General features: G+C 67.3%; 13 protein-coding genes. 8 read left to right on the forward strand and 5 right to left on the reverse strand.

Annotated elements, in window-relative coordinates; translation table 11 throughout:
* The first annotated feature begins 22 nt into the window (after window positions 1-22).
* The gene (locus tag AC1REK_RS04415) at window positions 23-1,051 is read left to right on the forward strand and encodes an ABC transporter substrate-binding protein (RefSeq protein ID WP_492267047.1); all 1,029 of its coding nucleotides are present in this window, start codon (window positions 23-25) and stop codon (window positions 1,049-1,051) included.
* Between the two features lie 55 nt (window positions 1,052-1,106).
* Window positions 1,107-2,084: a GSU2403 family nucleotidyltransferase fold protein gene (locus AC1REK_RS04420; RefSeq protein WP_327520620.1), complete on the forward strand. Its 978-nt coding sequence runs from the start codon at window positions 1,107-1,109 to the stop codon at window positions 2,082-2,084.
* Window positions 2,085-2,104: 20 nt separating this feature from the next.
* Here AC1REK_RS04420 and AC1REK_RS04425 read toward each other — a convergent pair whose 3' ends face one another.
* Entirely contained in the window at window positions 2,105-3,148 is a 1,044-nt protein-coding gene (locus tag AC1REK_RS04425) for an amino acid ABC transporter substrate-binding protein (protein ID WP_327520621.1), read from the reverse strand.
* Between the two features lie 337 nt (window positions 3,149-3,485).
* On the opposite strand from AC1REK_RS04425, the gene AC1REK_RS04430 reads away from it, so the two are divergent.
* Genes AC1REK_RS04430 through AC1REK_RS04445 form a run of 4 tightly spaced genes read left to right on the forward strand, consistent with a single transcriptional unit; the run spans window position 3,486 to window position 6,197 of the window.
* Window positions 3,486-4,280 carry an urease accessory protein UreE gene (locus AC1REK_RS04430; RefSeq protein ID WP_327520622.1) on the forward strand — a complete coding sequence of 265 codons (795 nt, stop codon included), beginning with the start codon at window positions 3,486-3,488 and terminating at the stop codon, window positions 4,278-4,280.
* Between the two features lie 3 nt (window positions 4,281-4,283).
* Window positions 4,284-4,961 (forward strand): urease accessory protein UreF, encoded by a 678-nt coding sequence (locus tag AC1REK_RS04435; RefSeq protein ID WP_327520623.1) that lies wholly within the window; start codon window positions 4,284-4,286, stop codon window positions 4,959-4,961.
* Window positions 4,958-5,590 carry an urease accessory protein UreG gene (ureG, locus tag AC1REK_RS04440; protein WP_492267046.1) on the forward strand — a complete coding sequence of 211 codons (633 nt, stop codon included), beginning with the start codon at window positions 4,958-4,960 and terminating at the stop codon, window positions 5,588-5,590. Before AC1REK_RS04435 ends, ureG begins: the two co-directional genes overlap by 4 nt.
* A 40-nt stretch (window positions 5,591-5,630) precedes the next feature.
* Complete coding sequence (locus AC1REK_RS04445; protein ID WP_492267045.1) at window positions 5,631-6,197, forward strand: HupE/UreJ family protein; 567 nt, start codon at window positions 5,631-5,633, stop codon at window positions 6,195-6,197.
* 18 nt (window positions 6,198-6,215) lie between these two features.
* On the opposite strand, the gene phnE is transcribed toward AC1REK_RS04445, so the two are convergent.
* From phnE to AC1REK_RS04460, 3 genes are read right to left on the reverse strand one after another with little or no spacing between them, the layout of a single operon-like run.
* Window positions 6,216-7,022 carry a phosphonate ABC transporter, permease protein PhnE gene (gene phnE / locus AC1REK_RS04450; RefSeq protein WP_492267044.1) on the reverse strand — a complete coding sequence of 269 codons (807 nt, stop codon included), beginning with the start codon at window positions 7,020-7,022 and terminating at the stop codon, window positions 6,216-6,218.
* Window positions 7,019-7,846 carry a phosphonate ABC transporter ATP-binding protein gene (locus AC1REK_RS04455; protein WP_492267659.1) on the reverse strand — a complete coding sequence of 276 codons (828 nt, stop codon included), beginning with the start codon at window positions 7,844-7,846 and terminating at the stop codon, window positions 7,019-7,021. The genes phnE and AC1REK_RS04455 overlap by 4 nt, the downstream gene beginning before the upstream one ends.
* On the reverse strand, window positions 7,846-8,715 hold the full coding sequence (locus AC1REK_RS04460) for a PhnD/SsuA/transferrin family substrate-binding protein (protein ID WP_492267043.1): 870 nt from the start codon (window positions 8,713-8,715) through the stop codon (window positions 7,846-7,848). Before AC1REK_RS04460 ends, AC1REK_RS04455 begins: the two co-directional genes overlap by 1 nt.
* 178 nt (window positions 8,716-8,893) lie before the next feature.
* On the opposite strand from AC1REK_RS04460, the gene AC1REK_RS04465 reads away from it, so the two are divergent.
* Both AC1REK_RS04465 and AC1REK_RS04470 read left to right on the forward strand, forming a co-directional pair.
* Window positions 8,894-10,036, forward strand: a complete 1,143-nt coding sequence (locus AC1REK_RS04465; RefSeq protein ID WP_492267042.1) for an alpha-D-ribose 1-methylphosphonate 5-triphosphate diphosphatase — start codon at window positions 8,894-8,896, stop codon at window positions 10,034-10,036.
* A 437-nt stretch (window positions 10,037-10,473) separates the two neighbouring features.
* A complete protein-coding gene (locus tag AC1REK_RS04470) occupies window positions 10,474-11,850 on the forward strand; it encodes a DUF1254 domain-containing protein (RefSeq protein WP_492267041.1) in 1,377 nt (458 codons plus the stop codon).
* 48 nt (window positions 11,851-11,898) lie between these two features.
* Here the strand turns inward: AC1REK_RS04470 and uxuA are convergent, their stop codons facing one another.
* The gene (gene uxuA / locus AC1REK_RS04475; protein WP_492267040.1) at window positions 11,899-13,095 is read right to left on the reverse strand and encodes a mannonate dehydratase; all 1,197 of its coding nucleotides are present in this window, start codon (window positions 13,093-13,095) and stop codon (window positions 11,899-11,901) included.
* Between the last annotated feature and the right edge of the window lie 31 nt (window positions 13,096-13,126).

The following is a 13,126-nucleotide window of genomic DNA, read 5'->3' on the forward strand; positions in this document are numbered from 1 at the left end:
GAAAATTGCCCTGGAGGAAACCTTGCCAAGTCTTCGTCACGCCCTGGCCACGGCCACGCTGGCCGTCGCCGCCTATGCCGGCCCCGCCGCCGCGCAGGGCCAGGTCACCGTCTATTGCTCGATCCTCGAGGAACAATGCCGCGAGGGGGCCTCGATCTTCGAGAAGGCGACCGGCATCAAGGTCCAGATGGTCCGCAAGTCGACCGGCGAGGTCTATGCCCAGGTCAAGGCCGAGGCCTCCAATCCGCGTGGTGACGTCTGGTGGGGCGGGCCGGGCGAGCCGCATCTGCAGGCGGCCGAGGAAGGGCTGCTCGACGAATACAAGTCGCCGAAGCTCGCCGAACTGCATGACTGGGCGCAGCGCCATGCCGAGCAGTCGAAGTTCCGCACCTCCGGCATCTATCTCGGCGCGCTCGGCATCGGCTACAATCTGGAGACCCTGAAGAGCAAGAAGCTGCCCGAGCCGAAATGCTGGGCCGACCTCACCGATCCGAAGTTCAAGGACGAGGTCCAGGTCGCCGATCCCAGCTCCTCGGGCACCGCCTATGTCTTCCTCGCGACGACTGTCCAGCGCCTCGGCGAGGAGAAGGGCTTCGAGTTCCTCAAGACGCTGCACAAGAACATCAGCCAGTACACCAAGTCCGGCATCGCCCCGGTCAAGGCGACGGCGCTCGGCGAGACCGCGGTCGGCATCGCCTTCATGCACGACATGCTGACGCAGAAGCTGCAGGGCGCGCCGATCGGCATCGTCGCCCCCTGCGAGGGCACCGGCTACGAGACCGGCTCGGTCTCGGTGATCAAGGGCGGCAAGAACCCGGAAGCGGCGCGCAAATTCGTCGACTTCACGCTCTCGCCGGAGGCGCAGGACATCAACGCCAAGCTCAAGATCAACTCGATCCCCTCCAACAAGAACGCCAAGCTCTCGCCGGATGCGCCGAAGTTCGAGGAGATCAAGCTGATCGACTACGACACCCCGCGCTGGGGCAGCCCGGCCGAGCGTTCGCGCCTGCTGAAGAAGTTCGACGACGAGGTGAAGGCGCTGCCGCGCTGAGGCCTGAGGAAGGCGATTAGTAGCACGAACCATAATTCGTGCTACTAAATTGGATATGCAGCGCATCCCGCTCAATATCCAGACGCTCTATGCCGATCTGCAGCAGCAGGTCGCTATGGCCTCGCAGGACGAGGCGACGGTGGTGGCGACGACCGTCGCAGGCATCCGCTATCTGCGGCTCCAGCGCTGGGTCGGAGCCAGCCGCACGGTCGAGCACCTCGGCCGTGCCGACGATCCCGAAGTACTGGCCCGCGCCGACACAGCCCGGGCCGAGATGGCGCGGCGACAGGAGAGGCGGCGCCTCGTCTCTGCGCTTCGGCGCCTCATTCCCGGCCCGACCAATGCGCTCGGGCGCGTCGCCGATGCGGTTGCGCACGCCGGACTGTTCCGACGCGGGGCAGTGCTGGTGGGCACTGCGGCCTATCAGTGCTACCCGCCCTTGCTCGGCATGGTCCTGCCGTCGGCGACGGTCATGACGCAGGATCTCGATCTCGCCACCGCCGATCTCGCGCTCGATGCCGAGATCGCGGGCGACAGCATGCTGGCGATCCTTCAGCGGGCGGAGGCGAGCTTCATGGCGCTGCCGGGGCTCGACCCGAAGGCCCCACCCTCGCGCTTCCGCGACGGGCAGGACTTCGTCGTCGACCTGCTGACTCCGCAGCGCCGCCGCAGTGACCGCGATCCGATGCCGTTGAAGGGACTCGCCGCCGGGGCGACGCCGCTCCAGCACCTCGACTGGCTGATCGAGGATCCGGTCCCGGCCGTTGCGCTGCACGGCGCGGGCGTTGCTGTGGTCCTGCCTCGGCCGGCACGCTTTGCCGTGCACAAGCTGATACTTGCGCAGAAGCGAGGCGCTCACGAGCCCGCCAAGGCCCGCAAGGACCTGGCGCAGGCCGCTGCCTTGGTGGAGGCGCTGCGTCTCAATGCCCCCTTCGATCTCGACGACGCCATCGAGGACGCGAGGAGCCGGGGGCGCGATGGCTGGGCCAAGCCGCTGGACCGCTCGCTTTCGGCGATCGGCGCGACGGCCTGACACCCTGCCGTTCGCGGTGCCTACCGCACCGGCGGCGCGTATTGCAGGCCGCCCTGGGTCCAGAGCTTGTTCATGCCGCGCGGCAGGTTGAGAGGTGACTTGGCGCCGAGATGCCGGTCGAAGCTCTCGCCGTAATTGCCGACCGCCTTGACGATGCGGACCACCCAGTCGTTGGTCAGTCCGAGGCTCTCGCCGAACTTGCCCTCGGCGCCGAGCAGGCGGCGGATCTCGGGATTGGTCGACTTGACCATCTCGTCGACATTGGCCTGGGTCACGCCATATTCCTCGGCGTTCATCAGCGCGTAGACAGTCCAGCGGACGATATCGAACCAGGCATCGTCGCCCTGGCGCACCCAGGGGCCGAGCGGCTCCTTCGAGATCATCTCGGGCAGGAGGTCGTGGTCGGCCGGGACCTTGAGCTTCATCCGGTTGGCGGCGAGCTGCGAGAGATCGGTGGTGTAGGCGTCGCAGCGGCCGGCCTCATAGGCCTGGATCGTCTCGTCCAGCCCGGCGAAGGCGATGACCTCGTACTTCATGTTGTGGGTGCGGAAATAGTCGGCGAGGTTGAGCTCGGTCGTGGTGCCCTGGGCGACGCAGACCGAAGCGCCGTTCAGCGCTTTGACCTCCTTCACGCCGGTGCTCTTGCGCACCAGGAAGCCCTGACCGTCGAAGTAATTGATCGAGGTGAAGTTGAGCCCGAAGCCGGCGTCGCGGCCGAGCGTCCAGGTCGTGGTGCGCGAGAGCACGTCGATCTCGCCGCTCTGCAGGGCCGTCAGCCGGTCCTTCGAGGCCAGCGAGATGTACTTGGCCTTCTCCTGGTCGTTGAAGATCGCCGCCGCCAGCGCCCGGCAGATGTCGACGTCGAAGCCGCGCCATTGCCCCTGCGCGTCCGGCAGCGAGAAGCCGGCGACACCGTGGCTCGCGCCGCAGATCAGGTTGCCGCGCTGCTTGATGCGCTCCAGCGTGGTCTGTGCCGCTGCGGCCCCCGCCATGGCAGCGCTCAGCCCGATGCCGGCGAGCACGCCCGCGAGCCCCCGCAAGATGGGCGATGAAATCCTGGTCATGTCGGCTTCCCCTCTGATTGTTATCCTTGCCGATCGAAAGACCAGGCAGGCGTGGTGACCGGTCGATCTAACAGGATCGCGACGGCGGTTGCCATGGTCTTTATGCGGCTAACTGGTTGCGGCTGCTCGTTTCAATATAAGCTATTGGGATAACAGCGCTTTGTTGCGCGTTCCCTCGGAATCTCGAGCGCAGGTCGTCCGGGGAAGGGCCATGGCGTGCCCGCTGCACCACGGCCGGGCCGGCCCGGGGCTTGCGTCAACGTCGCTCCGGTGATCGAAGTGGTGGAACCGCGATCGGTCGATCGCCTCTGATCCAACACGCCACGGGTTTAGTCACATGCAGCGCGCCACTTCCGTCGTCCGCAAGGCCGCGGTCAAGCAGGACCGGGTCGTCGAGACCCTGACCCTCGACCATGAAGACCGCAACCGCCGCCGCGTCGCGCTGAAGGGCGATGGCGGAAGCGACATCCTGCTCGATCTCGACAAGCCGACGGCGCTGAACGACGGCGACGCCGTCAAGCTGGAGGACGGCTCGCTCGTCCTGATCAAGGCTGCCGCCCAAAAGCTGATCGAGATCAAGGCCGAGAACCCGCTGCGTCTGATGCGCGTCGCCTGGCATATCGGCAACCGCCACACCCCGGCGGAGATCACCGCCGACGCCATCTATATCGAGCACGATCATGTTCTGGCCGAGATGGTCCGCGGCCAGGGCTGCGCGATGAGCGATGTCGAGCGGCCGTTCCAGCCCGAGCGCGGCGCCTACGATCACGACCATGCCAATTGTGGCCATGACCATGGCCATCACCATCATGGGCACGAGCACCACGACCACGAGCACGGCCATTCGCACGGGCATGAGCATGCCCATGGCTCCGACTGCGGTTGCGGCCACGACCATCATCACGATCATCACCATCACGATCATGATCACGGCCATTCCCATGCCGGCCATGGCGAGGCCCATGCCCATGCCCACAGCCATCGCGAGCACGAGCACAAGCACGAGCACGCCCACGACGCCTCCTGCGGTTGCGGCCACGACCACCATCATGACGACCACGGCCACAAGCATGACCATGGCCATCACCATGGTGCCGAGCACGGCCATAAGGGCCACAAGCACGACCACTGAGCCATGACCGGGGTTCAGCTGCCCCTGATGATCTGGCTGTCGCCGTCCTTCCCGGTCGGCGGCTTCGCCTATTCGCATGGCCTGGAATGGGCGTTCGAGGTCGGGGACCTCACGGAGGCGCAGGGGCTTGAGGACTGGCTCGGCGCCCTGGTCGAGCATGGCTCGCTGCGCAATGACCTCATCCTCTTCGCCGCCGCCTGGCGCGCCAGCGGCGATGGCGATGGCAAGGGGCTGGGCGAGGTGGCCGAGCTCGCGCTCGCACTCGCCAATTCGACCGAGCGGCGGCTGGAGACGGTGACCCAGGGCAATGCCTTCATCGCCGCTATTGCCGCCTCCTGGCCCTGTGCCTCGGTCGATGCGCTGAAGGCCGCCTGGCCGGGCGATGTCGCCTATCCAGTCGCGGTCGCCGTTGCGGCCAGCGGCCATGGCCTGCCGCTGCTGCCTTCGCTCGAGGCCTTCTCGCTCGCCTTCGTCGCCAACCTGGTCTCGGCCGCCGTCCGGCTCGGGATTGTCGGCCAGACCGACGGGCAGCGCGTCACAGCCGGACTGGCTCCGCTCTTGCGTAGCGCCGCGGCGAGGGCGGAGGCCGCCGCGCTGGACGCGCTCGGCAACTGCGCCTTCCGCTCGGACCTCGCATCCCTGCGTCACGAAACCCAGTATTCGAGGCTGTTCCGCTCATGAGCGCTTCCCCCCATGGCCCTTTGCGGGTCGGCATCGGCGGCCCGGTCGGCTCCGGCAAGACGGCGCTGATGGAGGCTCTCTGCAAGCGCATGCGCGACCGCTACGAGATCGCCGCCATCACCAACGATATCTACACCAAGGAGGATGCGCGCATCCTCACCGTCTCCGGGGCGCTGCCCGAGGAGCGGATCATGGGCGTCGAGACCGGCGGCTGCCCGCATACCGCGATCCGCGAGGACTGCTCGATCAACCTCGCCGCGGTCGCCGAGATGCGCGGAAAATTCCCTGCGCTCGACCTGATCCTCATCGAATCCGGCGGCGACAACCTCGCCGCCACCTTCTCGCCCGAGCTCGCCGACCTGACGATCTATGTCATCGACGTCGCCGCCGGCGAGAAGATCCCGCGCAAGGGCGGACCGGGCATCACCCGCTCCGACCTTCTCGTCATCAACAAGACCGACCTCGCCCCGCATGTCGGCGCGGATCTTGCAGTGATGGATCGCGATTCGCGGACCATGCGCGGCAAGCGGCCTTTCGCCTTCACCAATACGCGGGCGGGGGACGGCGTCGAGCAGGTGGTCGATTTCATCGAGACCGCCGGAGGGCTCAAGGCCACGGCGCGAGGCTGAGGGATTTGAGACGATGGCACGCAGGACGATGGCGAGAGGCATGGCCGTGGCATTGACGCTTCTGCTGACGGGTGTTGCGGCCCCGGCGCTGGCTCATACCGGCGTCGGCTCCGTCGAGGGGCTGGCGCAGGGGCTGCTGCACCCGCTGACCGGGCTCGATCACGTCCTGGCCATGGTCGCGGTCGGCCTCTGGGCCGGGCTCGTCGGCGGCAAAGCGCGCATCGCCTATCCCGTCGCCTTCGTGGCGACGATGGCGCTGGCCGGCGCCTGGGCCATGGCCGGCGGCGAACTGCCCGGCGCCGAAATCGGCATCGCGGTCTCGATCGTCATCCTCGGGCTCGCCATCGCGCTCAAGGCCTCGCCGCCGCTGGCGGCGGGCGCGCTCGCCTGCGGCATCTTCGCGATCTTCCACGGCTTCGCACATGGGGCGGAGCTGCCTGAGAACGCCAGCGGCTTCGCCTATGCCGTCGGCTTCATCATCGCCACGGCCGCGCTGCACGGCGCCGGCCTCGTCCTCGCAGTCCGACTCGCGCAGCATGCTCCTGTCCTGGCGCGTGTCGCGGGCGGCGGGCTGGTCCTTGCCGGCGTCGCCATTCTGGCCGGCTGAAGGCCGGCAGCCAGTCCCTCAGATGATCCGGCGCCGGAGATAGCCACCGATCTGCTCGACCGCGACGACCAGCGCGAAGATCGCGAGGATGATGGTCAGCGCCGTGTCGTAGTCGAACAGGTCGAAGGCGACCTTGAGCTCGACGCCGATGCCGCCGGCGCCGACCAGCCCGAGCACGACCGAGGCACGCGTCGCCTTCTCGACGCAGAACAGCGAGGTCGCGATGAAGGACGGCATCGCGTTCGGCACCACCGCCGAGAAGATCAGTCCGGTCCGGTTCGCGCCGATGGTCGAGAGCGCCTCGCGCGGGCCCTTGTCGGTCTCTTCCATCGCCTCGGCGAAGAAGCGCCCGGCATAGCCGATCGTGTCGACCATCAGCGCCAGCACGCCGGCAGCTGGGCCGAGGCCCACCGCGATCACGAAGAACAGCGCCCAGATCAGGTCCGGCACGGTGCGGAACAGGGCGATCAGCCCGCGCGTCAGTACACGGATGATGGGGTGCGGCGACAGGCCTTCCGCCGCGAGCACGGCGAGCGGAAAGCTCAGGATCAATCCGAGCACGCAGCCCGAGACCGCCATCTGAAAGGTCGTCGCCAGCGAGGCGAGGATGCTGTCGAGCCGGGCGAGGTCGGGCGGGAACATCCGCGAGAGGATGTTGCCCATATAGGGCAGGCCGCGCACGAGCTTCTCGGCCGAGAGCTCGGAGCCGCTGAACGACCAGACCAGCAGTGCCAGCGCCAGGAACCAGCCCATGAAGGCGGCGGCGCTCGGCCGCGCGAAGCGGTCGCCGGCATGGAGGCCGTGCGGAGTGGATTGCAGGCTCATGCGAACACCGGAACAGGTTGCGCCGCCGGCTCCGCTTCGGCCGGCTCCTCGAAGAAGGCGGCGAGCTCCGCCTCGTTGCAGTGCAGGGCGCGCCGGTCCAGCGCGATCCCGCCATTGCCGAGGCCTACGATGCGATCGGCGAAGCGCAGCGCGTGCGCCATGTGGTGCGAGACGAAGACGAGGGTGAGCCCCTTGTCCCGGGTCAGCCGGAACAGCAACTCCATCACCTCGCGCCCGGCGCGCGGATCGAGGCTGGCATCGGGCTCGTCGGCGAGCACGATCTGCGGCCGCTGCATCAGCATGCGGGCGATCGCGACGCGCTGCGACTGGCCGCCGGAAAGCGAATCCGCGCGCTGCATCGCCTTGTCGGCGAGGCCTACGGCGGCGAGGCAGGCCATCGCCTCGTCGCGGATCTCGGCCGGGGCCAGGGCCTGCGTCCAGGTACGCGGGCCGGAGCGGCGCGACTGCACGCCATGCACGACATTGCTCAGCGCGCTCAGCCGCGAAACCAGGTTGTGCTTCTGGAAGACGACGCCGACCCGGGCCCGGAAGCGCTTCAGCGCCGCGCCGCGCAGGCTGCCGACCGTCTCGCCCAGCACCGAGATCGTGCCGGCATCCGCCTCGGCGAGCCGCACGATCATGCGCAGCAGGGTCGACTTGCCGGTGCCGTTGGCGCCGATCAGCGCCAGGGCCTCACCCTGCGGGATGGCGAGGTCGAGCCCGCCGATGATCCGGCGCGTGCCAAAACTCTTGGCGAGGCCGGAGATGGCGACGACGGGCGCTGCTGCGTCCGCCGTCGGCAATGTCTGCGCGCTCTGCGGCATCACTCGATGAACTTGTTGAACTCGGTGATGCCGATGGTCTGGTAGATCGAGCGGACATAGTCGTAGTCGCTGTCCTTGATCTCCGGCAGGAAGACGCCGCCGACGAACTTCTTGTTGTCGTCGGTCTCGGAGACGACGGCCTTCATCAGCTCCTGGCCATTGTCGAGGAAGGTCTTGCGGACCTTGGCGAGCACCTCCGGCTTAACCTTCGGGCTGGCGATCATCACGTCGTTCGGCAGGTCGCGGCCGCGGGCGACGACCGCGAAGCCGGTCTTCGGGTCGGATTTGCGGATGCTGTTGAGGTGGCCGAGGTTCAGGCCGATGGCGGCGATGTCGCCGCGCTTCATCGCTTCGGCGGCGACATTGCGCTTCACGAAGATCGGCTTGTAGTCGACATTGTACTTCAGGCCGAAATCGGCGAGCGCCTGGGCCGGGCCGAGATGCTGCGAGGTCGAGCCGATCTCGCCGAAGGAGATGGTCTTGCCCTTGAGATCGGCGACCGTCTTGATTGGGCCGTTCGCGAGCACGGCGACCTGCGAGAAATAGTCGGGACGCTGCCAGCCGACGACGGGCACCGCGCCGGTGCGCGCCTTGAAGACCACGTATTCGGCCGGGCCGGTCAGCACGAAATCGATCTGGTCGGCCGCCATGGCCTCGACCGCCGCGGTGCGGCCGGAGACCGCGAAGAACTGCATCTTCAGCCCGGAGAGCTTCTCGAAGGCGGCCTTGAACGGCCCGAACTCGCGCTGCAGCGATTCCAGCCCGTCGACATCGGTCACGGCGAAACGGATCGTCTCCTGCGCCTGCGCGGCCGGAGACACGAAGGCGGCAGCGGCCGCGATGAATGCATAAGCCAGCTTCTTCAGCATGGGCGTCCTCCCTCGGGGTTCGAAGGCGGCGCTAAACAGCCCATGCGACGCTGGGGTGACGGTGGCGCGACGGCTGGATGACGCCCGTGCCGTCATGCCGCTGTCATCTGCCGGTCGCATGCGCCTTCGCCCGAAGCGGCGCGAGTGATCCGGGCGCCGGTGACAAGGAGCGGATGCGGTGGCGCTACAGATCTCAGGCGGCCGGGTACTGGCCGGAGCCTTCGAAACGGCCGATCTCGCCGTGCGCGACGGCATGATCGCCGTTGCCGATGCGCCGCTGCCGGACAATGTCCTGCGCCTCGATGCCACCGGCCTGCTCGTCCTGCCCGGCCTCGTCGACTGTCATGGCGATGCCTTCGAGCGTCACATCATGCCGCGCCCGGGCGTTTCCTTCGACATCGAGCTCGCCTTGCGCGACGCCGACCGGGCCCTGCTCGCCAGCGGCATCACCACCGCCTTCCATGGCGTCACCTGGTCCTGGGAACCGGGCCTGCGCGGGGCCGAGAATGCGCGGCGCCTGGTCGAGGCGATCGAGCGCCTGGGACCCGAGCTAGGCGCCGATACGCGCTTCCATTTACGCCACGAGACCTACAACCTCGATGCCGAGCCGGAGATCCTCGCCTGGCTGGCCGCCGGCCGGGTCGGGGTTCTCGCCTTCAACGACCATATGGAGGGCACGCTGAAATCACGCAGCCGGCCGGACAAGGTCGGCAAGATGGTCGAGCGCACCGGCCTCTCGCATGAGGATTTCATGCTGCTGGTCGAGAACGTCCATAGTCGCCGCGACGAGGTGTCCGGCTCGATCGAGCGGCTGGCAGCGGCTGCCCGTGGCGCCGGGGTGCCGACCTTCTCGCATGACGACATGACCCCGGAGATGCGCCGCTGGTACCGCGGGCTCGGCGTCGACGTGGCCGAATTCCCGATCGACGAGGAGACGACGCGCGAAGCCGCCGCCCATGGCGAGCCGATCGTCTTCGGCGCGCCCAATGTCGTGCGCGGCGGCTCGCATACCGGCTGCCCGGCCGCCGAGGAGATGGTGCGCCAGGGATTCTGCACCATCCTCGCCTCCGACTACTATTATCCCGCGCTGCCGCTCGCGCCCTTCATCCTCGCCGAGCGTGGCGCGGCGAGCTTCGAAGCTGCCTGGAAGCTGGTCTCGCAGGGGCCGGCCGAGGCGCTCGGCCTCACAGACCGCGGTGTCATCGCGCCCGGCAAGCGGGCCGATCTCGTGCTGATCGCGCCCGAACCGCAGCCCCGCATTGTCGCGACCATCGCCGGCGGGCGGCTGGTCCATCTGGCTGATCAGCGTCTTCTGGCCTGACCGCGCGGCTCAGGCGACGCTGCTCTTGCAATCAGCCGGGCAGTGTCGGCCACCGTGCTTGCCGGCGGGACCACTCTACAAGATCGCGTGAGGTCTGCGACCTGCGGAAGGAGGCCGGCGATCGCCGCTGAGCTGGCTTGCTTGCGAGAAACCTGCGCATCGCCTGTTGTGGCCGGGTCCAGAGCGTCCATGGCCGGTATGGCGCAAGGTCATGACGTAGATGTCGTCCTTTGCTCGTTCAGGATAATCGCAATTGTCGAAGTGTCTGTCCATGTTAGGGTCGCTGTGCTGCGCGAGAATTGGTGCCGAAAATTAAACTTGTTGCCATTCTCGCGAGTATGTCGAGCGTAGCGAAACGGCAATTGGGGAGTTGCGGCATGAACAGAAGTGTTGTTGCGGTTGTTCTGGGTCTCCTTTTGTGTCCTGCGCCGGCTGAGATGGCGTCCGCCCAGGGCGCGCCGACCGCGTTGACCGAGGCGGAGGCTCAGGCCATCGGCGTCGACGCCTATATCTACTTCTATCCGCTGGTCACGATGGACATCACGCGGAGACAATCCACCAACATCGAGGCCGGGAAGGAGTTCGGCAAAGGCCCGATGAACATGTTCGTCAATATTCCGTCGTTTCCGTCGGCGGACATGAAGCTGGTGGTGCGGGTCAACTTCGACACGCTCTATTCCGTCGCCTGGCTCGATCTCACCAAGGAGCCGCAGGTCGTCTCCGCGCCGGACACCGGCGGGCGCTTCTATCTCCTGCCGATGCTGGACATGTGGTCGGATGTGTTCGCGTCGCCGGGATGGCGCACCACCGGGACGCAGGCCGGCAATTTCCTCGTCACGCCGCCCGGCTGGACCGGAACGGTGCCGGCCGACATGTCGCGGATCAGCGCGCCGACGCCATATACTTGGGTCATCGGGCGGACGAAGACGGACGGCCCCTCGGACTATGAGGCGGTCCACAAGATCCAGGCCGGCTACAAGGTCACGGCGCTGTCGGATTGGGGCAAGGCGCCGAAACCGGTCGAGGCGAGGATCGATCCGAGCGTCGACATGAAGACCCCTCCGAAGACCCAGGCCGACAGCATGCCGGCGGACAAGTACTTCGCCTACGCCGCCGAGCTGCTGAAGCTGCACCCGCCGCATCTCACCGACCAGCCGATCGTCGCGCAAATGAAGCGCATCGGCATCGTGCCGGGCCAGAGCTTCGATTTCGCGGCGCTCCCGGCCGCGGTGAAGAAGGGCCTCGAAGGCGCGCCGGAAGCCGGGCAGCGGCTGATGCTCTGGAAGCTCCCGACGCTCGCCCGCGTCACCAATAACTGGTCGATGAATACCGACACGATGGGCGTCTACGGCAACTTCTACCTCAAGCGCGCCATTGTCGCGCAGCAGGGCCTCGGCGCGAACCTGCCCGAGGACGCGATCTACCCGCTCAACCTCGCGGACGAGTCCGGCAGGCCGCTCGACGGCGCCAACAAATACATGCTGCACTTCGAGAAGGGCGCTGCCCCGCCGGTCAATGCCTTCTGGTCGATCACGCTCTACGACCCGCAAGGCTTCCAGGTCGGCAACGTCTTGAACCGCTTCGCGGTGAGCAGCTGGATGCCGTTCAAATACAATGCCGACGGCTCGCTGGACCTCTATTTCCAGAACGAGAGCCCCGGCAAGGACAAGGAGGCCAACTGGCTTCCGGCCCCGAAGGACGGCTTCAACCTGACGATGCGGCTCTACGGGCCGAAGTCGGAAGCGCTCACCGGCAAATGGAACCCGCCGCCGGTCACCCGCGTGCAGGCGCTTCCCCAGGTTGTGGGACAGTAACCGGCGAGGAGGTTGCCGGCGCTGACCCGCGCCGGCAGCCGCGGGTTATCAGGCGGCGTAGCCCTTCACGCTCGAAAGCGCCGTCATCACGCCGCGCAATTCGGCAAGGCCGCGCAGCCGCCCGACCGCCGGATAGCCCGGAAACGAGCCCTTGCCGGCGTCGTCGAGCAACTCGTGGCCATGGTCGGGCCGCATCGGGATGCGCCAGTGCTTCCAGCCTGCGGCCTTCCGGCGAGTCTGCTCGCTCATCAGCGCGTCGACCAGCGCCACCATGTCGGTGTCGCCGCCGAGATGCTCAGCCTCCATGAAGGAGCCGTCCGGGTCCTTGGCGACATTACGCAGATGCGCGAACCAGATCTTGTCGGCGAAGCGCCTGGCGATCGCCGGCACGTCGTTCTTCGGATTGGCGCCGAGCGAGCCGGAGCATAGGGTGAGCCCGTTCGAGGGCGAGTCCACCGCGCCGAGGATGAAGGCGATGTCCTCCTCGTCCGAGCAGATCCGCGGCAGGCCGAAGAGCGGGCGCGGCGGGTCGTCCGGATGGATGCACATCCGGATGCCGACCTCTTCCGCCGTCGGGATCACCGCCTCGAGGAAGCGCTTGAGATTGGCGCGCAGGCGCTCATGGCTCATGCCGCGATAGCGCTCCAGCATGCGCTTCAGTCCCGGCACGTCATAGCGATCATAGGCGCCGGGCAGCCCGGCCATGATGTTGGCGAGCAGGCGGGTCCGGTCGGCTTCCGAGGAGCGCTCGAACCAGGCCTTGGCCTTGTCCATCACCTCGGCCGGATGGCCCTGGTCGGCGCCCGGACGCTGCAGCATGAAATGGTCGACGACGACATATTCGTGCAGGTTGAAGCGCAACGCCGTTCCGCCGCCGGGCAGGGGCTCGGCGAGCTCGGTCCGGGTCCAGTCCAGCACCGGCATGAAGTTGTAGCAGATCACTTCGATGCCGCAGGCGGCGAGGTTGCGCATCGACTGGCGGTAGTTGACGAAGACCGGCTCGAGATCGCCTTCGCCGATCTTGACGCTTTCATGGATCGGCAGGCTCTCGACGACCGCCCAGCGCAGGCCGAGGCTCTTGTCGGCCTCGATGATCGCCTTGCGCTTCTCGATCTCCTCGACGCTCCAGACCACGCCGTAGGGGATCTGGTGCAGGGCGTTGACGATGCCGCGCGCTCCTGCCTGCCGCGCCTGGGCCAGCGTCACCACATCGTCCGGGCCGAACCAGCGCCAGGTCTGTTCCATTGTCGGGTGTCCTCTTGCAGGCTTCGTCTTG

The sequence above is a fragment of the Allobosea sp. GW823-FHT02B03 genome (genome assembly GCF_058797755.1).